The sequence below is a fragment of the Caldalkalibacillus uzonensis genome (assembly GCF_030814135.1).
Lineage (GTDB): Bacteria > Bacillota > Bacilli > Caldalkalibacillales > Caldalkalibacillaceae > Caldalkalibacillus > Caldalkalibacillus uzonensis.
In genome coordinates this window covers 336,576-358,145 of record NZ_JAUSUQ010000002.1, presented here as the reverse complement: position 1 = coordinate 358,145, position 21,570 = coordinate 336,576, and the positions used below count along the sequence as shown (strand labels likewise).

Here is a 21,570-nt window from a genome sequence, read left to right as displayed (position 1 = left end):
TTCGCTTGCTTCGCAAGCAAACGCTCATTACGAAGCTATGTTCTCCATCACCAAAACGAATCTTTATTCAATTTTCAAGGAACAGTTTTAGGTTTGAAAGACCTTCAAATGAAGGCTAAAACATAATATACAAGGGGGGATCAGATTGAAAAACAAGTTATTCATTTTGGTTGTTTTGATGCTTGCAGTCAGTTTGTCTTTACTGGGGTGCGGGAATGAGAGTGCCTCGGGTCCGGTTGAAAACGAAGGTGATGGTACAGCAACGGAGGAAGGAGGAGAGCAGTCTGTGGAGGGAGTCATTAAAATTGGTGCTGTGTTGCCTATGACTGGACCTGCCGCCGTGTTTGGTGAAAAATTCCAAAATGCCTACACTATGGCTGTGGAAGAGATTAATGAAGCAGGCGGTGTCCGTGGGGGAATGAAGCTGGAGTTAGTGATTGAAGACTCTCAGGAGCGCCCTGAAGAAGGAGTGAAGTCTGCCGAGCGTCTCATCAATGATGATGACGTGTTGATTTTAACTGGCGGACGGTCTAGTGGCGTGACATTCGCTGTGGCTCGAGTGGCTAATCAATATCAGATGCCTTATTTAATAGACCATGGTTCAACCGACTTGGCTACTCAATCCGGATGGGAATATGTCTTTCGTTTCAACCCGACGGCTGGGATGTATTCAGAAGCACTGCAGGACTTCTTAATTAATGAGACGGATGTGAGCTCTGTTGCCTACATCCAGGTAGACAATGCTTTTGGTGATGCCATCTATGAATATGGTCTAAAAGATTTTTTTGAAGAAAAAGGCTATGATGTTTTGTATGAAAAATATGATGAAAACTCCCTAGATCTTCGTCCGATTATGAATAACGTCAAAAATTTTGGACCGGATGCTGTTATTATGACTTCTGGAACTGATAATGAGGCAACCCAGATCATGCGTGCGGCTGCGGAGGCAGGAGTGAATGCTAAAGTGTTTGCCGGAACGGGTGCCGGCCACTCAATTATGGGATTTTATGAGCAGGCCGGGGACTTAGCGGAATATGTGATGTCCAGTGCACCTTGGCATGGTGATAAAAGCCAGGATGAATGGCACGAGTTCTATAACAATTATCGGGATCGGTATGGTCATTCCCCTGGTGAACATGAAGTCGAAGGCTATGTTTCAATCTACATTATTGCCGATGTACTTGAAAGGGCAGAAAGTTTAAACCGTGAAGACGTAAGGAAAGCTTTGGCTGAGACAGATATGATGACCATCTTTGGCCCCATTAAATTTGAAGATTTTGACGGGTATACGAACCAGAATCGAGGGATTACGGAATTGAGCCAATGGATTGACGGTGAGCTAGTCTCGGTTTATCCCGAGGAAGTAGCCGACAGAGAACCAGTCTATCCTTTTCCTTCCTGGAACGAACGCTAAAAGAAAAGAATATAAGGAGGGACTTTAACAGTCTCCTCCTTTTATTTAGGAGGTGTTGAAGCATTGAATTTATTTATGCAAAGTATTATCGATGGCATTTTGAACGGTGCGATTTATGCCGTGATCGCTCTCGGTTTAACATTAATTTTTGGGGTAATGAAAATCATTAATATGGCCCATGGTGAGTTTGTCATGCTGGGTATGTTTAGTACTTATTTTATATATCAATACGCAGGTCTTGATCCATATTTAACAATACCGTTTACAGGGATCATCGTTTTTCTGTTTGGATTGTTGATGTATCAGTTTGGTGTGGGGAAAATTCCTGGTTTAACTGAAGAAAATTCACTTTTGTTTACAGCAGGAGCCAGCTTGTTTATCGCTAATTTAGCTCAATTTTTATGGTCCCCAAACTATAGGAGACTTGATCTTCCTTACGGTGTTACCACACTTCAGGTAGGGGATTTAGCTATCTCGGTGACCAAAATCATCTCGTTATGTATTGTTTTAGTCTGTGTTATTGGCCTTTGGTATTTCTTGCACAAAACATTTGTCGGGATGGCCATACGTGCATCCAGTCAGGAAAAAATAGCAGCATCTTTGATGGGAATTAATGTTAAACGAATTGCGATGATTACATTTGGGATTGGAGCTGGCTTTTCTGCTATAGCTGGAACGTTGTTAACAGCTGAAATCGCATTTTATCCCACTGTGGGAACGATTTTTATCATTAAAGCTTTTATTGTCGTTGTGTTGGGCGGCATGGGAAATATTCCTGGTGCTGCGGTTGGTGGCATTATTCTCGGTGTAGCAGAAAGTTTGGGAGCGGTTTATGTTTCATCTGGATTTACCGATGCATACGGGTTAATCATCTTTCTGTTGATTCTATTATTCAGACCTCAAGGTCTACTCGGTCGTAAGGTGTAAGGGGGGGAGAGGAGAACAGATGAGGAACAAAGGGATCATACTGCTAATCATTATTGCTCTTGCGTTCGCCTTGGTATTTCCGCAATTTCCGTTTGTTAATAATTATCTTTTGCATGTCAGTATTGTCATCTTTTTGCATATTATCTTTGGATTGTCCTGGAATTTATTAGGGGGATATACAGGCCAAATCTCTTTTGGACACGCCATGTTTTTAGGAATGGGCGCTTATACGACTATGATTCTTGTTACCCAATATGAGATTAATCCTTTGACAGCAATACTGCTGGGAGCGGTTTTTGCCGTGTTTCTGGCCTTGCCTGTTGGTCTTGTTCTGTTCAAATTAAGAGGACCATATTTTGCCCTGGGAACGTTGGCTACGGCAGAAATAATCCGTTTAGTGGCGTTGAATTGGAGCTCATTAACCGGGGGAGGAGTGGGTATTCTGTTACTTAATATTCCCCCAATTAATGTTGGTTTTATGGAATTTCAGCTGGGAAGTAAAGAGTCGTTTTACTACTTCACTCTTCTGTTTACAATTATAACAATTATTGTGATGTACTGGTTATTAAGACGAAAAGAGGGTTATTATTTTTTGTCCATTCGTGAAGATGAGGACGCATCATTAGCCTTAGGGATAGATACAAGATTGTATAAAACGTATGCTCTGTTGATCAGTGCTTTTTTTACTGGTATTTCAGGTGGAATTATGGCTTTAGTTGTCGGGATTATTGAACCGCAGACCGTTTTTGCCGTTCATTTAAGTGCCGAAATGATTTTCGTAGCTGTTATTGGGGGGATTGGAACCATTATGGGGCCAATCATAGGTTCATTTATACTGGTCATTTTAACTGAAATTTTGTATGACTGGGTGGGAACCGCTTATCTTATTCTTTACGGTCTGTTGCTGATGCTTGTTATTCTGTATATGCCTGAAGGAGTTTACGGCTGGTTAAAGAGGAAATTTCTAAGCACATTCAGTAGGAAGGAGGTATAAGAAAGTTGATTAAGGTGGAAAAGCTAACCAAACAGTTTGGAGGGTTAAAGGCAGTATCAGATGTTTCTTTCGAAGTAAAGGAAGGACAAATTCTTGGTCTGATTGGGCCAAACGGAGCAGGGAAAACCACCTGTTTTAATATGATAGCTGGAGCTTTGCCTCCATCCAGTGGCACTGTTTTCTTTAAGGGACAAGAGATCACTGGCTTAAAACCTAATAAGATTTGTCATTTAGGTATTGCCCGGACATTTCAAATTGTGAAACCCTTGAAAAAGTTGACGGTTAAAGAGAATATATTGGTTGGCGCACTAAGCAAATCCAAAGATATCAAAGAAGCCAGAAAGAAGGCCGAAGAAGTGATCCAACTGACAGAGATCGAAGATATCACAGACTTAAAGGCCAGTGATTTATCAATTGGTAACTTAAAAAGGTTAGAGATGGCTCGTGCGTTGGCCACGTCTCCTGAAGTGTTATTACTTGATGAGCCATTGGGAGGATTAACAACCAAAGAAGTCGAGAATGCAGTGAAAATGACACGAAAAATCAATCAAAGTGGTGTTACTATAATTATCATTGAACATATTATGAAAGCCCTGATGTCCATGGCCGATTACATTGTTGTTTTGCAAAACGGGATAAAAATTTCCGAAGGTACACCGAAAGAGGTTTCTGCAGATCCTGAAGTGATTAAAGCTTATTTGGGGGAAGATGCCTATGCTTAAAGTGGAAGCGTTAACTGCAGCTTATGATGGCGTCCAAGTGTTATGGGATGTATCCCTGGAAGTTGAGGAAGGGGGGATTGTAGCGCTGATCGGGGGTAATGGTGCCGGAAAATCCACAACTCTGAAATCCATATGTGGACTGCTTCAAGAAAAAAAAGGGGAGATTTCTTTTCGGGGTGAAAGCATTATGAAAGCTGAAGCCCATCATATTGTTGAGCAAGGCATCGCCTATGTTCCAGAAGGACGCCGTGTATTTCCTGAAATGAGTGTGTATGAAAACTTGTTAATGGGAGGATACAATAAGAGAGCTCGACAAAATATTCAAAAAAACATAGATCATATCTTTGAAATTTTTCCGCGCTTGTATGAACGCAAAAATCAAATGGCTGGTACATTGTCGGGAGGGGAGCGGCAAATGCTGGCCATTGGACGCGGACTCATGTCTGAGCCTGAATTGCTGTTGCTTGATGAACCGTCCTTAGGTATAGCGCCGATCCTTGTTCAGGAAATTTTCGAGAAAATTAAGGAGATAAATGGTCAGGGTGTTACCATTTTGCTAGTGGAACAGCAAGTGCATAAAGCATTGCAACTGGCTTCTAGGGCTTTTGTTCTGGAGCATGGGAGAATTGTGATCTCTGGCGAATCAAGAGAATTATTAAATAGTGAAGAGATTCGCAATGCGTATTTAGGGATATGATAGCTTTGAAAATTTACAAATGTAAATATTAGGTGGTATTATGAAAATGAGACACACATTCGTTTGAGAAAGAAAAACTAAAAGGTTGTGGCGACTATAAGGTCGCCAATCTTCTTTCTCTATGTTTGCTACATTTTAACTTAAAGAAGAAGGTTTTTTTAGGGGGAATACTGATTTTAGTTGTTAAGAATATGCCAGTTAATCTTAAGTTTCTGACATTTCCTTGTTAAGGTGGACGGATCAATCCCTAAAGCCTGTGCTGCCTTGCGCATGGTGTGATGTTTTTCTAAGGCTGTCAAGATGATTTGTTTTTCTACCATTTCCAGCTGTTCTTTTAATGTCCCCTGCTGTGTACTTTGGGTTTGCTTGAATGGTAAGTGCTGAACATCGATAACTGTTTCATCTATCATGACAAATAATCTCTCAATAATATTTTGTAATTCTCTCACATTTCCAGGCCACTGATAATTTTCTAGCTGTTCCAATGCCCTCAGTGAGAATCTTTTATTTTTCCCGTATCTTTTATTTAATTTCTCCAGGGTTTGTCTAACGAGCGGGAATATATCTTCCTTACGCTTACGCAAGGGGGGAATGTGTAGTGGTACCACATTGATACGGTAATATAAATCCTCACGAAAGGATTGTGTTTTCACCATTTCGTCGAGAGGCTTGTTTGTTGCAGTGATAACCCTGATATTTAATCTGATCGGCTTAGTTCCCCCTATGCGAGTTACTTCAAAGTCTTGTAAAACTCGTAAAAGTTTCACCTGTAACTCTAAAGGAAGCTCTCCGATCTCGTCCAGAAAGATGGTACCTTGGTTTGCTAGTTCAAACATTCCAGGTTTACCGTTTCTTCTGGCATCAGTAAATGCGCCTGGTTCATACCCAAACAACTCCGATTCTAACAGTTGAGGAGGGATTGCGCCACAATTTATCTTAATAAGAGGTTTATTTTGCCGCGGGCTGGAATAGTGTATAAACTTAGCCAGTATCTCTTTTCCTACACCAGATTCTCCTAGAATAAGAACGGGTGAATCAACTTGAGCTATCCGGCAGGCAGTTGCCAACAGTTCTTTCATTTCCGGGCTCTCGGCAATGATTTCTACGTTACGGATACTTTGACTTTTTAAGTTGCTTAACTCTCTTAAATACATCTCTGACCGCTTCTTCGTCTCCGCCAATTCATTCTTCAAACGATTCAACTCAGTTACATCTCTTGCTGTCACAACAATATATTTTAACTGCTGTTGGTCGTCAAATAATGGTGTTCCTGTCACTAATAATAATTTTCCGCTTTTAAACTTTTGCAAAATTGATTTTTCAGATCTGGACTCAAGAACAAGTTTACAAACCGATTCAGAGATAATACCTTCTTCGACCAGTTGGGTCGTTTTCTTACCTATAAGCTCAGTTGGGGACATTTCGGTTAAACGTTGATAAGCTTTGTTAACATACAAACTAACAAGATTGTGATCAGCAATATAGATGCCCTCTTGGCAAGCTTCGAAAAATGGCTTTACTTGTTCTATTGTTGTTTTCAAAGATTTCCCCTCCCATGTAGAGTGAAGATTGCAAAAAAGCAATTTGTATTGTGATAATACAATGTTATTAGTCAATATTTTACTAAAGGTATTGAAAATTTTCAATATTAGATAACAGGATTACAAGCATGATAAGCAATTCCCTTTGGCATCAATCTTGCTATATAATTTCATGAGTATAAAAACAAGGAGGAAAGACGTATGAAGGGGACAGTAGCAGCAATGATTGAGCCAATGAAGATGGAGTATCAGGAGTACGATATTCCTTATCCGGAAAGGGGAGCTGTGATACTTAAAGTGACACGTACGAATGTCTGTGGCTCAGAACTGCATATTTGGCGGGGCCATCATCCTACCAAGAAGCAGGGTGTTCTGGGGCATGAAATGGTAGGACGCATTCTTCGTATAGGTGAGGGAGTGGAAACAGATTATGCCGGTCAGCTAATCAAGGAAGGAGATCGGGTAGCCGCCGTTTATTATCAAACATGCCGGAAATGTGAAGCTTGTTTAAGAGGAGAGTTTCCTTTATGTGAAAATGCCTATTACTTCTGGAATAAATCACCCGTAGACAAACCTCACTTTCATGGCTCGTTTGCGACACACTATTATGTACATCCTAATCAATATTTCTATAAAGTGCCGGATAACGTTCCTGACATAGTTGCTGCCAGTGCGAATTGTGCACTGTCTCAGGTATACTACGGACTGAGCAAAGCACAGCTGACATACGGCGAAACAGTTGTTATTCAGGGAGCGGGTGGTTTGGGTCTTAATGCGGCTGCGGTAGCCAAAGAGCACGGGGCCACTGTGATCATCATTGATAGTGTGGAAACGCGTTTAAAACATGCCAAAGACTTTGGAGCTGATTATACAATCAATTTAAATGAGTATAATACGGTGGAAAAAAGAGCGGAATATATCAGATCGTTGACTCACGGAAAGGGAGCCGATGTAGGGTTAGAGGTAAGTGGCGTACCCGATGCATTTAGTGAGGGAATTCACTTAATTAGACCTGGAGGAAGGTACGTATCTATTGGTAACGTATCGCCCGGACAAATAACAGCGTTTGATCCGGGACTGCTGACGAGGAAATCGATTATGATTTTACCTGTTGTACGTTATGAACCGTGGTATCTGCATAAAGCCCTTAACTTTTTATCCAAAACAATTGATAAATACCCTTTTGAAAAAATGATTGATGCCGAGTTTGAATTTGGAAATATTCAAGACGCTCTGGATAAATCAGCAAGCCGACAGGTGACCAGAGCATCCATTGTCATGTCATAAGCTACTGTTTACACACGGCTAACAAACATGTTTAGACAAAGGGGAAGGAGGTGATGTTCGTGCTTCCGGCACGAGATAAAAAGATGCATATTGACGTGGCCTCACAAGGCTTTTCTGTAGATGAAGCAAGACAACGAATTCTACAGAGATGGACCCGTTTGCGTTGGTTCAAACGATCCGATCCGCAGATTAAGTATGTATTTACGTTCTATTACCCTTACTTTTTTTCAGAATGGAAAGTCATCGTTCCGCGGTACATCTTCAAAGACGCCAAAGCCTTAATCCGGGTTGGCGTCAATGGACGCACGGCTTTAGCCGCCCAGACAGAGATATGGCCTGAAAATAAACGGCAGCAGATCGACCCGGCTTTTGTATTACCGGTTAAAGTGACAGCTGAGGAAGTTAACGAGGAGCAGAGGCGCTGCCTAAAAAATGTCGTGTACAGAGCTATGCGTCCCCTTCAGGCTCCACGTTATGAATTAAGCCGGGAACAGGTGGTGTACCTTCCTTATTACGTATTTTTGGCTAATTCCAAATTTAAAAGTAAAATAGTTGTTTTGGAAGCGCTTACCGGTACTGATGGAGAGGTGAACACGATCCCAGGATTAGATCCTGGTTGGCTGGAGAAAAAGATGGAAGAGTTCAATGTCAACTTGAATGGTGAAAGGAGGTGGCAATCTTGAATGTGTTACAGTGGGCAGCCGTGTTGATTCTAGGTTCATGGGTAATATTAGGCTTCCTCATTTTTAAAACAGACTGGTTTCGTTTTAACTACCATGAAGACGAATCCTAAGATAAGGCATTTTGATTAGTTATAAAAGTAAAAAAGGGGAGGATCACATGGGTGCTGAGCAAAGCGTTGCCATTTGGTCATGGGTTTTAATGGTGTTGTTTATTGGCTTAATGATTTATTTCGGTTACTTTGGGATGAGGAGAACTAGAAATGCAGACGATTTTGCGACGGCCCGGTCTAGTTATGGCCCGATTGTGCTCGGGTTGGCCGTGGTGGCAACTACAGCGTCAGGTTCAACCTTTATGGGCATGCCGGGGCAGGCCTATAGCTTGGGATTTGCAAGTTTATGGTATCCTATCCTCTATCCGATCGGCATATATGGTGGAATGTTACTTACCGCCCGGATGGTAAAATTAATGGGGGACAAATTCGGCAACCGGACTATCCCCGAAATTGTGGGTGAGCGTTATCAGAGTGAATTTTTGCGTGTTGGACTGGCAATCTTGTCCTTGTTATTGATCTATTATATCGTGGCTCAGCTGGTTGCCGCCGCAATCATGTTTGAGACCATGATGGGTTTGGATTACACTGTGGCTGTATGGATTACGGCGATTGTACTGTGCATCTACCTGACAATGGGTGGCTCTCACTCAGATATTTTAACGGATGCCGTACAAGGCTTCTTAATGTTATGCATTGCCTTGCTCGTACTGTTCATGTTTCTCACTGGTTATGGTGTCAGCGGGGGAGGCATGACGGCCGTCAATGAAGCGGTTAAGGCCAAAAATCCGACTGCTGGCTGGGATACTTTATTTATTCCGGAACATCCCACTTATGGAAGCGCTTGGCTCGCCTTCTTGCTCTTCATCGCCCATATTCCGTTTGGGGTTTTGCCACACTTGGGGAATAAATTTCTGGCTTTAAAGAACAGCCGCCAGTTGAAAGTGTTTCTCATGTTTTGTGTCATTGCCGGAGCCGTATTGCCCATGATGGCCTTGGGGGGTATATTGGGACTGGCCGTATTGGACGAACCGCTTTCCCATGCTGATCAGGTTATTCCTGCCTTGTTCAAGGAACTGTTTCCTCCTTTTGTGGCTGCATTGTTGGCGGTCGTTGTCTTGTCCGCTATCTTATCAACCAGTGACGGATTAATTGTATCCTTCTCTCAGATTTTTGCTAATGACTTATATCGTAAAACTTTTGCCAAAAACCAAACTGATGAAGCGAAAGTGGAACGGAATGCGCTGATCATCGGACGCGTGGCTGTGGTGGGAACAATCTTATTGGGGGTATGGATGTCATACAATCCCCCTGAATCCTTGGCGATATTCTTGTGGATCGGTGTTGGGGGCATGATGGCAGGACTGATGGGTCCCCTAGCCATTGGTGCCTTGTGGCGAAGAGCAAACAAGCAAGGCGCGGTAGCCTCATTTATTGTTGGGGTAATTTCCTACGGGTTGATATATCGAGATATGATTCCAAGGCTTGAAGTGTATGGAAATCCATTTGCTGCCGCGGGTTATTCCATTTTTATAGCTTCTTTTGTGATGGTTGTGGTCACGTTGCTGACCAAGCCAATGCCCAAAGAACATGTGGAGAAACTTTTTGGACCAGAAAAAAATTCTTCAACCAATCAGTCCTCGTTCACTTCATAAGGAGCAACCGCGATATCCCCTCCAATCAATAATCAAAAAATGTATTGATCATTAAACTGCTGATCCTAGGTGAGGGCACCTCAGGATCAGTTTTTTTGGGGGATTCTGTACATAGATTACTGGGGAGTTTTTTCATGTCTAGCTTTAATATTTAACAAAAAATGACGATGAATTCAAATAATATTTATATTAAAATAAAAAATAATTTAGGGTCTATTTTTAGGGGGGATTTGGTTGAGTTCGTATAAAATCCTATTGGTGACTAAAGATCAAAGAGGAAGAACCTATAAAGTTTTTGCGCAGCAGCTTCACGATTATTTTCAGAATTCAATTGAACTGTTGAACGATTTTGACGGTAATTACGAGTCAGTTGCTGATCTCATATTGGCTTCTTCACCTGAAGTGATCAAAGGCAGGGAACTTCCCCAAGACAAGCTAGTTGTGGCACGGAGAACTATAAATATCAAAAAGTTGAAGGAACTGGTTGCGCTTCCTGCCGGTACTAAATGTCTGGTTGTCAACAATATGATTGAAACTGCCAGGGAGACGATCAATATCTTAAGGAACCTTGGTTTTGATTTGGACATGATTCCTTATTCACCGAGAAATAAACGTACAATGCGTGAGATACAAGAGATACATGATGTGAAAGTCGCGATTACCCCAGCGGGTTTGGAGCTCGTTCCACCGGGAATTGAACAAGTGATTGACATAGGGATTCGGCCCATTGATTTCTCCACTATTGTTGAAATCGGTGTGAGGCTTAACCTTGATGTGGAGGAAGCCAATATATACGTGGCAGAGATTGTGCAATTAAGCCGCGGCCTATTCAACACATTGACTTATGTGAACCAATTAAATCATCAATTAGATGCCATTCTTAATATGGTGAACGACGGGATTGTTGCTACCGACGATAAGGGTCATATCATTCAGGTGAATAAGGCTGCCCGTCATATTCTTGATGTTCATTTATCTGATAAGCAGATGATCGGAAAGCCGGTCCAAGAAGTATTTCCTAAACTTAAGATCTTTGACAAATCCAAAAAAAATCAGGAAAACACGCTTTATTCCACAGGTGGAAAGCATTTGGTTTTCAACAAAAGGCAGATTGAAATTGGTCAGGGTAAGCAGGGCGTGATGACTGTTTTTCAGGACGTAACCAAGATACAGAAACTTGAGCAGGACCTTAGAAAAGAATTGCAAGAAAAAGGATTGTCTGCACAATACTCGCTGAAACATATTATCGGAAAAAGCAAGCCTCTCGAAGAAACCATTAAAATATTAAAGAAGATTGCCAAGACGGATCGTACCGTATTGATTGTGGGAGAAAGCGGAACGGGTAAAGAGTTGTTCGCCCATTCCATTCACAATCTTTCAAACCGAAGAAACGGTCCGTTTTTGCCTGTTAATTTTGCCGGTCTTCCAGAATCGCTTGCGGAAAGTGAATTGTTCGGATATGAAGATGGTGCGTTCACAGGTGCGAAAAAAGGAGGAAAACCGGGACTTTTTGAATTAGCCCATAACGGTACGATTTTTCTCGATGAAATAGGTGATGCATCCCCATCATTACAGGCCCTGCTGCTAAGGGTTCTACAGGAACAGCAGGTTATGAGAGTAGGAGGACACCGTGTCATTCCCGTGAATGTACGTGTTATTGCAGCAACCAATCAAAATCTAAAAGAAATGGTTGAACAGGGATGGTTTCGCAAGGATCTGTATTATCGCTTATTTGTTCTGCCTCTTCGTGTTCCTCCGTTGCGGGAAAGAAAGGAAGATATTCCGCTTCTGATTGACCACTTTATCAAGGAATATTGCTCGACGCAAGTTCATCTTGAGCAGGATGTGATGGACAAACTTATCAATTACAATTGGCCGGGTAACATCAGAGAATTGATCAGTGTGGTACAGTACATGACCAGTGTGATGGAGGGTAATCAAATCACGACTAATGATCTTCCCGAACAGTTTAAGGAAATAAGTGATCATATTGACTTCTCGGAAGAGCAATATATTCAATTACTTGAAAAAGAAGGAGATTTAATAGATTTCTACATTGTCCTCTCTTGTTTGAAGCAGGCAAAGCAAAACCGGGTAGGTGTCGGGAGAGGCAAGATTGTACACTATTCCAGAAAAGCTGGGTTCCCCTTAACAGACCAGCAGGTTAGAAGGAGAATGGAAATTTTACGTGAACTAGGATTGATTCATTCCGGGACGAGAGGACAAGGCAGCCGAATTACAACTATTGGCTCTCTGATCCTGGATGTAATTAAAACTAAGCTTGAGCATATTTCCGCTTCTTGTCAAACGTAAAAGATAGGTTGTTTTTAACTAAACCTAATAGACCCTAATGAAAGTTTTGCAAGTCCAATTCTAATCAGAATTCGCTGTTATGACTGAAAATTCACCATCTGTTATATTGGCACGAAAATTGCTGTATATATTCCAAAGGGGGGAGATCAATTACTGCAAAATGAAGAAGAAGAGAAAAAATTAATGACACTGCAGAAAAACAAAATATGAAGGGGAGGGTACATATGTTAAAAAGAAAATTTTTGCTGTTGTTACTTGCGTATTCATTGGTTCTTTCTGCTTGTTCGATGCAGGTCACTAAAGAATCTGACAGTGATGACCCCAAAGAAGCAGGGGTGGCAGAAAATCTTCCAGAAGAGCGAAAGGTTCGTGAAATTGAACTGTATGTAACTACGGCAGACTACGACCCGGTACGCTATGAGATGGGATTGATGATTGCAGAGGAATGGAAAAAACTTGGATTTGATGTGACGGTGACTCCTCTGGCATGGAATCGTCTTTCTGAACTAGGTATGAGGCAAAAAGATTTCGATGCCTTTACGCTTGCCTGGGGCGGCCGTGCAGAACGAATTGACCCAGACCATTTTGTATATTTAACACTGCACTCTTCCAATGCTGGACCAGGGGCCTATAATATTGTGGGCTATGATAACCCTGAGTATGACGAGATTGCTGAACAACAGCGTGCGACAAGTGATGTGGAGAAACGAAAAGAATTGGTTTTTAAAGCACAGGAGATGTTTTTAGAGGATCTCCCTTATGCACCGGTTGTTCATCGTAATCAGCTGATGGCATACAACAAAAAAGATTTTACAAATGTAGAATACATGATGGGTGAAGGATTAAACAGCTTTTGGACGTTTATGGATGCCACACCTACAGGGGATAGAAAAGTGATTCGGTGGGGTTACCCGAGCGATATTGATTCTCTTAACCCGTTATCTTCTACTAATACACACGATTTTCAGGTGACCCGCTTAATTTACGACCGGCTTGTGCGCATCTCTCCAACTGGTGAACCCCAGAACTGGGCGGCAGAAAGCATTACCGATGTAAACGGAGATGGCACGGCATATGAAGTTAAACTGCGTTCTGGGATGAAATTTCATGATGGGGAGCCTGTTACAGCCCAGGACGTAAAATTCTCATTTGATTTAGTCAAGGAGATTGAATCCCCTTATTTCCTAGGTATGGTTGAACCAATCGAATCGGTAGAGGTTAAAGATGAGCTTACGATTCAATTTAATTTGAACCAGCCATTTGCTCCGTTTATTAGTAACACTCTGGCTCAGATGTATATCTTTCCTGAGCATTATTGGAAACCCATCTTAGAGGAAGAAGGCCCCTTAGCTGTTCTTGAACATCAAAACACAGAGATTATCGGAAGCGGCCCATTTAAACTGGACTACTGGCGCAAAGATGAAGAGATGAAATTAGTACGAAACGATGAATACTTTGAACAACCGAAATTGGAAGGCATCTTAAAAATCCCTTATGCTAATGTGCAGGGCATGGTGGCAGCACTTGAGCAAGGGGAAGCTGACATGACCGGTTGGTGGATTGAACCCATTCAGGTACAAAACCTGGAAAATAATCCAAATATAGAAGTGATCGATGTTCCTGATCACGGATTTTATCATATTAACTTTAACATGCGCCGGATGCCGTTTGATGACAAAGCGGTTCGCCTTGCCATGTCATATGTCATCCCCAAAGAACAGATTGTTGATAGACTTTTGGAGGGATACGGTGAAGTAGCCAACTCAATCATCGGACCTGCTAATGAATTCTGGCATAATCCAAATGTTCAAGGATTCAGTTATGATCCTGATAAGGCCCGTGAAATTCTGGCAGAAGCGGGTTACCAGTGGGATGAAAACGGAAAGATTTATTACCCGGAAGGCAAGAGTGACGCCGACAAAGAGAAGGGGATTATACGTCCGGTTGAATAACATGGTGGGGGAAAGAGCTCCTTTCCCCCTTTAACAAAAGAAGGAGGATTTTGCGTGCAAGGACTAAGGGGATTTATCATCCGGCGACTCATTCAATCTGTAATTACCTTGTTCATCCTTATGAGCGTACTATTCTTTATGTTCCGGGTACTACCGGGTGATCCCACGACTAGTTTTGTGGATGCGGCATTACCTGTAGAGGCTCAGCAAGCGGTTTTGGAGCAGTTTGGACTGGATAAACCTTTGATGGAACAATATTGGATTTATATGAAAAATCTCGTTCAAGGAGAATTCGGTATCTCGTTTAATTCCCGTGAGCCGGTTGTCAACGTGATAGCAGATAAATTGTGGAACACGATTTTTTTGATGGGTTTTACAATTGGACTTGCCCTTATTTTTGGCATTTTATTGGGTGCTCTCGTCGCTTGGTATCGTGGCACCAAGTTTGAAGCTGTTACCGTTTCGATTGCGCTTTTTTTTCGTTCCGCTCCGGTTTTTTGGATAGGAATGGTGGCACTTGCTTTGTTTTCTTATAAAGCAGGTTGGTTTCCGACAGGTGGAATGCATGAGCCGGGGCAACAGTTTAGCGGATTTGTTGACAAATATATCAATTTTGAATTTCTACATCATCTGATTCTTCCCTCTCTTGTTGGTGCTGCGTATTACATTGCCAGTCCAATGCTGATCATGCGTAATTCCATGATAGAGGTGATGGAAGAAGACTTCATTGAAATGAGCCGGGCTAAAGGATTGCGAGAACGTTCGGTTCTGTTCAAGCACGCCATGAGGAATGCCCTGCTGCCTGTTGTGACAGAAATTACACTTTTGATCGGATTTGCTATCGGAGGGCAGGTTCTGGTAGAGACGGTGTTTAATTGGCCAGGATTGGGGCGTGAAATTGTTCATGCCATTCAAATGAATGATTATCCGGTCGCCCAGGCCAGCTTTTTCTTAATGGGTGTACTTGTGGTGTTTTTAAATCTGGTGGCAGATGTGCTTTACGCATATCTTGATCCACGGGTAACCTACAAATAGGTGTTGGGAGGTTAATGGAATGACAACAAGAGAAGTTTTACGCCTTCTAATGCAAGATAAATTAGGATTGGCTGGAATCGCTATCCTTTTATTTTTCATCCTTGTTGCGATACTTGCCCCGCAAATTATTCCTTATGACCCGATGGAAGAGCATTATCGGTCTGATGGATCGTTTGCGAGAATGGATCCGCCAAGTAAGGAGCACTGGTTTGGTACTAACCGCATGGGACGCGATATTTTTAGCCAGGTCATAGCTGGCACAAGGGTGGCCCTGTTTGTTGGGATCGTTTCAGGTATCATGGTTACGGTCGTAGGGACAACAATCGGATTAGTGGCTGGATATTTCGGTGGTTGGATCGATGATTTACTTATGCGCTTTACCGACATTGTATATGGTATACCGTTTCTCCCTTTTGCCATGATCATGGTGGCAGTACTTGGTCCAAGTATCTGGAACATCATTATTGCCATCGTACTCATATCATGGCGAACGACGGCGCGGGTCATCCGTTCTGAGGTACTTACCCTAAAGGAAAGAACATTTATTCAGGCAGCAAAGCTGACTGGGGCCAGTCATGCACGTATCATTTTCCGCCATTTGGCTCCCAATGTTATCCCCTTGTCACTAGTTTTCAGCTCTTTGGCGATGGGCTGGGCCATTATTACCGAAGCAAGTGTAAGTTTCCTGGGTTACGGCGACCCCCTTTTAATCAGCTGGGGAAAAATTTTGTTTGATGCCTATGTCGCCCAGGCCATCAATGAAGCTTGGTGGTGGGTTGTTCCCCCGGGGTTGGCCATTACCCTGCTGGTCATGTCTGGATTCTTTGTTAGTCGTAGTTTGGAACAAATTTTAAATCCGAGGTTGAGAAAATTATGAGCGATAAGTTATTGGAAATTAGAAAACTGCGTACCTGTTATAAAGTCCATGAAGGTGAGGTATGGGCCGTAGATGGTGTAGATATCTCCCTGTCACCTGGAGAGAATCTGGGGTTGGTTGGTGAGTCCGGTTGCGGTAAAACAACAATTATCAAGTCCATACTTCGATTACTGCCAAAACAGGCCCATTCCGAAGGAGAAGTGCTGTTTAAGGGGAAAAATCTACTCGAACTATCGATGTCAGAAATGCGCAAAGTTCGTTGGAACGATATTTCTATCATTTCACAAAGTGCCATGAATGCGCTTGATCCGGTGTATCGAGTGGGTGATCAGATTGTGGAGGCGATTCGTATCCATCGCAAGGTTTCCAAGGACGAAGCATGGTCTCGTGCGGAACAATTATTTAATCTTGTCGGCTTAGATAAAATACGGCTCAGAGATTATCCTCATCAATTTAGCGGTGGCATGAGACAGCGGGCGATCATTGCCATGGCTTTGGCGCTTGATCCCAGTATCGTTGTCGCAGACGAGCCTACCACAGCATTGGACGTTATCGTACAAGCGCAAATTCTGAAACGAATTCAAAATCTGCAAAAAGAGTTACACAGTTCGATGATTATGGTCACTCATGATATGTCAGTGGTGGCGGAAACCTGCCAAAAGGTTGTAGTCATGTATGCTGGAAAAGTGGTAGAGTCCGGTCCTGTAGAAGCCATATTTAAGCAACCGTGTCATCCCTATACGATGGGCTTGAAAAACGCTTTTCCCAGTGTAAAAGGAGAAAAATATGAATTAATTTCGATTCCAGGTTATCCGCCAGATCTGCTTCACCCTCCTTCGGGCTGCCGTTTTGCTGACCGTTGTCCGTTTGCCACAGATATATGCAGAGAAGAGGTGCCAGAACCGGTACACATCGGAGAGAATCACACCGCTGCCTGTCATCACGTGGACAAGGTAGAAGAGATGCGGGAAAAGGCAGCCCTCCGGGAGACATGGAGTAACCTGGCTAAGGAGGTGTCATGATGGAAGTTTTAAGACAGTCAGACATTCAAGAAAACCAGTCAAATCATTCCGAAAGACAACAGGACCAGAGAAATATCGTATTTAATATTCAAGACTTGAAGGTTCATTTTCCTGTTAGCCAGCGTTTTTTGGAATCATTAGTGAAGAAAGATTCTGAGCAAAAGGTCGTGAAGGCTGTTGATGGTGTCAGCTTAACGGTTAGAGAAGGAGAGACCATCGGTTTGGCAGGTGAATCAGGATGCGGCAAAACAACCACCGCCAAAACTATGGTGAAATTGGTCGAACCCACTTCAGGCAAAGTGGAATTCAATGGACAAGATATTACATCGTTTAAAGGAAAGGAATTAAAGAAATTTCGCAAGGAAGCACAAATGGTTTTCCAAGATCCATATGAATCTTTGAATCCCCGTTTTACTGTCAAACAAACATTGGAAGAACCTCTGATCATCCATGGTATAAAAAATCCGAAAGAACGGTTGGATCGTATATTAGAAACCTTGGAAAAGGTTGGTCTTAGGCCAGCGCAAACGTACATCAATCGGTACCCTCACCAAATGAGCGGTGGTCAGCGGCAAAGAGTGGCGATTGCACGGGCTTTGGTGATTAAACCAAAGTTCATGGTGGCCGACGAGCCAGTCTCTATGCTGGATGTATCGATTCGTGCCAGTATTCTAAATCTCCTTAAGGATTTAGTAGAAGAACTAAACTTGGCAAGTATCTATATCTCCCATGATCTGTCCCTAATTCGTTATGTATGTGACAAGACAGCCATTATGTATTTGGGACGTATTGTGGAAATGGGACCCACGGAGGAAGTCATCAGAGAACCGGCACATCCTTATTCGCAGGCACTGCTTTCAGCTGTACCTGTTCCGGAACCGAATCCTAACGGGTTAAATGTCCCTTTGGATGGGGAACCGCCGAACCCGATCAATATTCCTCGAGGTTGCCGTTTTCATCCACGGTGCCCGGTTGCTACAGAAAAATGTAAAGAAGTTGAACCTATTGGCAGATTTGTTGACGGCCGATGGATCGAATGTCACTTATATGAATAATGAAGGAGTGGACTTATGTCAGAGCAATTAGTTGCAACACTCGAACGCTATGTAGAAGAGAGAAAAGATAGTTTCATAGCAAGTCTCCAGCAATTTTTACGCCATAAAAGTATTTCTGCCCAAAATATCGGTATGGAAGAGTGTGCTTTGTTTTTAAGTGATACCATGAAAAGTTTGGGGATAGAAACAAAAATATTACGGCGGGAAGGGGCCTTTCCTGTTGTCTATGGAGAACTAAAGAATCCCTCAGCGACCAAAACACTGCTCATCTATGGGCATTATGACGTGCAGCCCCCTGAACCTATCGAATTGTGGGACAGTGATCCGTTTGAACCGGTAATTCGTGATGGGAAAATTTATGCAAGGGGAGCGACGGATGACAAGGGGAACTTATGGGCTACCATCATGGCTGTCAAAAGCCTGCGGGATAACGAAGTAGAGATCCCTATTAACCTCAAGTTTTTCTTTGAAGGAGAAGAAGAGATCGGCAGTCCTAATTTTAAAGCCTACATGGAAGAAAATAAAGAGCTGTTGTCTGCTAATTATACAATTTTGTGTGACCGGGGTATTCATGAGTCCGGCAGGCCGCAGATGTATCTTGGGCATAAAGGTATTATGTCAGCGGAAGTGAAAGTAAAAGGTGCCAAAAGAGACGTCCATTCCGGTCAGGCCCCATTTATTCCTAATGCCGCTTGGCAGCTGGTTTGGTTGTTGAACAAACTGAAAAATGAGAATGAGCAAATTATGATTCCCGGATATTATGATGATGTATTGGAACCTTCCGCTGAAGATATTGCGTTGATGGAAAAGATCCCGTTTGATAAGCACGAGTACTGCGACATTTATGGGATTAGGGATATCTTGCCGGGCAACGATGGAGTGGATGCGTTAACTTCACTGCTCTTTACGCCAACAGCGACCATCAATGGGCTTACAGCGGGTTATCAGGGGAAAGGGAATAAGACGATCGTACCGAATGAGGCGTCGGTAAAATTAGATTTTCGCTTTGTCAAAAATCAAGATCCGGTGAAGTGCGCCGAGATGATCCGTCAGTATTTACAAGATCAATATAACGGAGAAATTGAAATTGATCTGGGGGATGTTCGTACCCCATCAAAAGTATCGGCGAAAGCGGAAATTGTACAAGTCTCAATTGAAGCTGCCAAAGAAGTATATAAGCAGGATCCTGTAGTATGGCCAATGCTGGATGGGGCTGGTCCGATGGGATTGTTTGGGGAAATTCTAGACGCACCTGCCATCATTATCGGACTTGGGGCACCATTTGCTTTTGCTAATACGCATGCTCCCAATGAAAATATTGGCGTAGAAGATTACCTCAATGGAATCAAATTAATGGCTGTTATTTATTATCGTTATGGGAAGAGAGGAGAAGCGTAATGAGTCTATCCCAGATCTCAAATTTAATTGATGAAAGAAAGACACAGTATTTGGAACAGTTATTTAAGCTTTTACGCCAGAAAAGTATTAGCGCCCAAAATATAGGGATTGCGGAATGCGCTGATCTGTTGCAAGGGATGATGGAGGAAATAGGAATAAGCACTCGTCAGTTACCGACGAAAGGTCATCCTGTGGTTTATGGTGAAATCGTCAGAGATCCTGAGGCTTTTACGTTGTTAATCTATGGGCATTATGACGTACAGCCGCCTGATCCATTGGAAGAATGGCTGTCGCCTCCCTTTGAACCGACTATTCGTGATGGCAAGATCTACTGTCGTGGTGCAGGGGATAACAAAGGGCAACTTATGGCGCAGGTTCTCGCTGTAAAGACCTATTTGGATGTTTTTGGAGAACTGCCTGTCAATATCAAACTGGTGTTTGAAGGGGAAGAAGAGAGTGGAAGTAATCATCTTGCTTCATTTGTAGAAGAAAATAAAGAATTGCTAAAAGCCGACTTGGTTTATACTTCCGACGGTCCAATGCATGACAGTGGTGCTCCACTGGTTTTACTTGGGGTAAGAGGGATGTTGTACGTTGAACTTACGGCTAAGGGAGCGGAGTGGGACAACCATTCCGGTAACAAGGGAAATATTGTACCCAACCCGGCCTGGAAACTGATTGACTTGTTAAGGACGATGCGCGATGAAAATGGCCGTGTACTTATTGAAGGGTTCTATGACAACATACGCCAGCCTTCGGAAGTAGAACTGGAGCTGATCAAAAACCTGCCATTTGATCGTGAACAGGTAGCCAAACAAGTAGGATATAAGGATCTTGACATGGATGGAGAAACATATTATCGTAAGCTAACAATGGAACCAACGTTCAATATTGCTGGCTTTAACAGCGGATATGGCGGAGAAGGATCGAAAACAATCATACCATCCAAAGCGACGTTAAAAATGGATATACGCCTTGTTGTTGATCAAGACCCGGATGATATCTATGAGAAATTCTATGCTCATGTGAAAAAGCATGCTCCCGATGTGGAAGTGAAGCAACTGGGGCAGATGAAACCTTCCAGAACACCGGCTGACCAGGAAATTGTAAAGGTAGTAACTGAGGCGGTATATGAATCATATAATCAGGTACCGGTGCTGCTGCCTAGCTTGGGGGGGAGCCTACCAGACTATGTATGGACGAAAATCCTAGGACTGCCTTCGATCGTGGTACCTTATGCAAATTTTGACGAAGCAAATCACTCCCCCAATGAAAATATAGGTGTTAATAACTTTTTAGATGGTATCAAATGCACATGTCATGTGATACATAAACTTGGAGAATATGCAAACCACCGCTAATATTTTCCTTATTTAACACATGGCTGGCACTCTAGGGAGGCCGGCCGGCCGTTATTATGTATAAGAGTGAACCGCTACAGAATTACGGGCTGCCCTAAGGCACGTTTTAGGCAGCCCCAATCAATAAGTGTAAACAGGTCTATCCCTACATATTCCCAATCTTCAACATCGTACCTCTGATTTTCTCTTTGTTCATCTTCCTAAAGCTTTCGTAAAACTTTTCAATCTCCTTTTGCTTTTGATAAGCCTCAAAATCATGCACACTGTATTCTTTGGATTGCGGCTCTACCTCAAAGGTTTGCGAGATAAACGTTTGAATCAATTGACGAATCACTTCGCTTTGCGTTAAGTGGTATTCCTCACAAATCAGTTGAAACAACTCCACATCATCCTCCGGTAAACGGGCGCTGACGGTTTTCATCGGGCTTTTCACGAATTTATCCTTCATCTTGTTCTCCTCCTTCTGTCACTATAAACGTGGTTGAATCACACGTCTCGTTATAAGCAAGTTGCTTTGCCATGTATATTCGGTCTTGCCTTTGTCGTATCCTTCGATGAAAAAACACTTCTTTTGTCAAATCACGGCT

General features: G+C 42.7%; 17 protein-coding genes and 1 pseudogene. 16 read left to right on the top strand and 2 right to left on the bottom strand.

The genetic code is table 11. The features are described from left to right. The first annotated feature begins 145 nt into the window (after nt 1-145). From J2S00_RS04555 to J2S00_RS04535, 5 genes and pseudogenes are all read left to right on the top strand, one after another. Complete coding sequence (locus J2S00_RS04555; RefSeq protein WP_307336012.1) at nt 146-1,414, top strand: ABC transporter substrate-binding protein; 1,269 nt, start codon at nt 146-148, stop codon at nt 1,412-1,414. A gap of 63 nt (nt 1,415-1,477) precedes the next feature. Beyond that, on the top strand, nt 1,478-2,341 hold the full coding sequence (locus tag J2S00_RS04550; protein ID WP_307336010.1) for a branched-chain amino acid ABC transporter permease: 864 nt from the start codon (nt 1,478-1,480) through the stop codon (nt 2,339-2,341). 19 nt (nt 2,342-2,360) lie between these two features. Further along, nucleotides 2,361-3,335: a branched-chain amino acid ABC transporter permease gene (locus J2S00_RS04545; protein WP_307336007.1), complete on the top strand. Its 975-nt coding sequence runs from the start codon at nt 2,361-2,363 to the stop codon at nt 3,333-3,335. Nucleotides 3,336-3,349: 14 nt separating this feature from the next. Further along, nucleotides 3,350-4,057: an ABC transporter ATP-binding protein gene (locus tag J2S00_RS04540; RefSeq protein WP_307336055.1), complete on the top strand. Its 708-nt coding sequence runs from the start codon at nt 3,350-3,352 to the stop codon at nt 4,055-4,057. Then, a pseudogene (locus J2S00_RS04535) lies at nt 4,044-4,535 on the top strand (ABC transporter ATP-binding protein); the annotation flags it as partial. The gene J2S00_RS04540 and the pseudogene J2S00_RS04535, both read left to right, overlap by 14 nt. A 395-nt stretch (nt 4,536-4,930) precedes the next feature. Here the strand turns inward: J2S00_RS04535 and J2S00_RS04530 are convergent. Further along, nucleotides 4,931-6,295 carry a sigma-54 interaction domain-containing protein gene (locus J2S00_RS04530; protein WP_307336001.1) on the bottom strand — a complete coding sequence of 455 codons (1,365 nt, stop codon included), beginning with the start codon at nt 6,293-6,295 and terminating at the stop codon, nt 4,931-4,933. A gap of 201 nt (nt 6,296-6,496) precedes the next feature. Here J2S00_RS04530 and J2S00_RS04525 point away from each other — a divergent pair, with 201 nt between their 5' ends. From J2S00_RS04525 to J2S00_RS04475, 11 genes are all read left to right on the top strand, one after another. Next, entirely contained in the window at nt 6,497-7,582 is a 1,086-nt protein-coding gene (locus J2S00_RS04525) for a zinc-binding dehydrogenase (protein ID WP_307335997.1), read from the top strand. 59 nt (nt 7,583-7,641) lie between these two features. After that, the gene (locus J2S00_RS04520) at nt 7,642-8,265 is read left to right on the top strand and encodes a hypothetical protein (RefSeq protein WP_307335995.1); all 624 of its coding nucleotides are present in this window, start codon (nt 7,642-7,644) and stop codon (nt 8,263-8,265) included. A 157-nt stretch (nt 8,266-8,422) separates the two neighbouring features. Further along, the gene (locus J2S00_RS04515; RefSeq protein ID WP_307335992.1) at nt 8,423-9,970 is read left to right on the top strand and encodes a sodium:solute symporter family protein; all 1,548 of its coding nucleotides are present in this window, start codon (nt 8,423-8,425) and stop codon (nt 9,968-9,970) included. A 234-nt stretch (nt 9,971-10,204) separates the two neighbouring features. Then, entirely contained in the window at nt 10,205-12,283 is a 2,079-nt protein-coding gene (locus tag J2S00_RS04510) for a sigma-54 interaction domain-containing protein (protein ID WP_307335990.1), read from the top strand. A gap of 224 nt (nt 12,284-12,507) precedes the next feature. Continuing rightward, nucleotides 12,508-14,235 carry an ABC transporter substrate-binding protein gene (locus J2S00_RS04505; protein ID WP_307335987.1) on the top strand — a complete coding sequence of 576 codons (1,728 nt, stop codon included), beginning with the start codon at nt 12,508-12,510 and terminating at the stop codon, nt 14,233-14,235. A gap of 54 nt (nt 14,236-14,289) precedes the next feature. After that, nucleotides 14,290-15,270 (top strand): ABC transporter permease, encoded by a 981-nt coding sequence (locus J2S00_RS04500; protein ID WP_307335984.1) that lies wholly within the window; start codon nt 14,290-14,292, stop codon nt 15,268-15,270. A gap of 19 nt (nt 15,271-15,289) precedes the next feature. Then, complete coding sequence (locus J2S00_RS04495; RefSeq protein WP_307335981.1) at nt 15,290-16,147, top strand: ABC transporter permease; 858 nt, start codon at nt 15,290-15,292, stop codon at nt 16,145-16,147. Continuing rightward, the gene (locus tag J2S00_RS04490; protein WP_307335978.1) at nt 16,144-17,169 is read left to right on the top strand and encodes an ABC transporter ATP-binding protein; all 1,026 of its coding nucleotides are present in this window, start codon (nt 16,144-16,146) and stop codon (nt 17,167-17,169) included. The genes J2S00_RS04495 and J2S00_RS04490 overlap by 4 nt, the downstream gene beginning before the upstream one ends. After that, nucleotides 17,169-18,224, top strand: coding sequence for an ABC transporter ATP-binding protein (locus tag J2S00_RS04485; protein WP_307335976.1), 1,056 nt, complete (start codon nt 17,169-17,171; stop codon nt 18,222-18,224). Before J2S00_RS04490 ends, J2S00_RS04485 begins: the two co-directional genes overlap by 1 nt. A 15-nt stretch (nt 18,225-18,239) precedes the next feature. Continuing rightward, nucleotides 18,240-19,622: a M20/M25/M40 family metallo-hydrolase gene (locus J2S00_RS04480; protein WP_307335973.1), complete on the top strand. Its 1,383-nt coding sequence runs from the start codon at nt 18,240-18,242 to the stop codon at nt 19,620-19,622. Further along, nucleotides 19,622-20,983, top strand: a complete 1,362-nt coding sequence (locus J2S00_RS04475) for a M20/M25/M40 family metallo-hydrolase (RefSeq protein WP_307335971.1) — start codon at nt 19,622-19,624, stop codon at nt 20,981-20,983. Before J2S00_RS04480 ends, J2S00_RS04475 begins: the two co-directional genes overlap by 1 nt. A gap of 145 nt (nt 20,984-21,128) precedes the next feature. Here J2S00_RS04475 and J2S00_RS04470 read toward each other — a convergent pair whose 3' ends face one another. After that, nucleotides 21,129-21,431, bottom strand: a complete 303-nt coding sequence (locus tag J2S00_RS04470) for a ribbon-helix-helix domain-containing protein (protein ID WP_307335968.1) — start codon at nt 21,429-21,431, stop codon at nt 21,129-21,131. Nucleotides 21,432-21,570: the final 139 nt, after the last annotated feature.

What these genes read in the sequence shown, in the direction of transcription:
- J2S00_RS04475 (WP_307335971.1), top strand. Translation starts at nt 19,622, where the DNA reads ATGAGTCTATCCCAGATCTCAAATTTAATTGATGAAAGAAAGACACAG.
- J2S00_RS04480 (WP_307335973.1), top strand. Translation starts at nt 18,240, where the DNA reads ATGTCAGAGCAATTAGTTGCAACACTCGAACGCTATGTAGAAGAGAGA.
- J2S00_RS04515 (WP_307335992.1), top strand. Translation starts at nt 8,423, where the DNA reads ATGGGTGCTGAGCAAAGCGTTGCCATTTGGTCATGGGTTTTAATGGTG.
- J2S00_RS04545 (WP_307336007.1), top strand. Translation starts at nt 2,361, where the DNA reads ATGAGGAACAAAGGGATCATACTGCTAATCATTATTGCTCTTGCGTTC.
- J2S00_RS04485 (WP_307335976.1), top strand. Translation starts at nt 17,169, where the DNA reads ATGGAAGTTTTAAGACAGTCAGACATTCAAGAAAACCAGTCAAATCAT.
- J2S00_RS04505 (WP_307335987.1), top strand. Translation starts at nt 12,508, where the DNA reads ATGTTAAAAAGAAAATTTTTGCTGTTGTTACTTGCGTATTCATTGGTT.
- J2S00_RS04490 (WP_307335978.1), top strand. Translation starts at nt 16,144, where the DNA reads ATGAGCGATAAGTTATTGGAAATTAGAAAACTGCGTACCTGTTATAAA.
- J2S00_RS04495 (WP_307335981.1), top strand. Translation starts at nt 15,290, where the DNA reads ATGACAACAAGAGAAGTTTTACGCCTTCTAATGCAAGATAAATTAGGA.
- J2S00_RS04470 (WP_307335968.1), bottom strand. Translation starts at nt 21,431, where the DNA reads ATGAAGGATAAATTCGTGAAAAGCCCGATGAAAACCGTCAGCGCCCGT.
- J2S00_RS04525 (WP_307335997.1), top strand. Translation starts at nt 6,497, where the DNA reads ATGAAGGGGACAGTAGCAGCAATGATTGAGCCAATGAAGATGGAGTAT.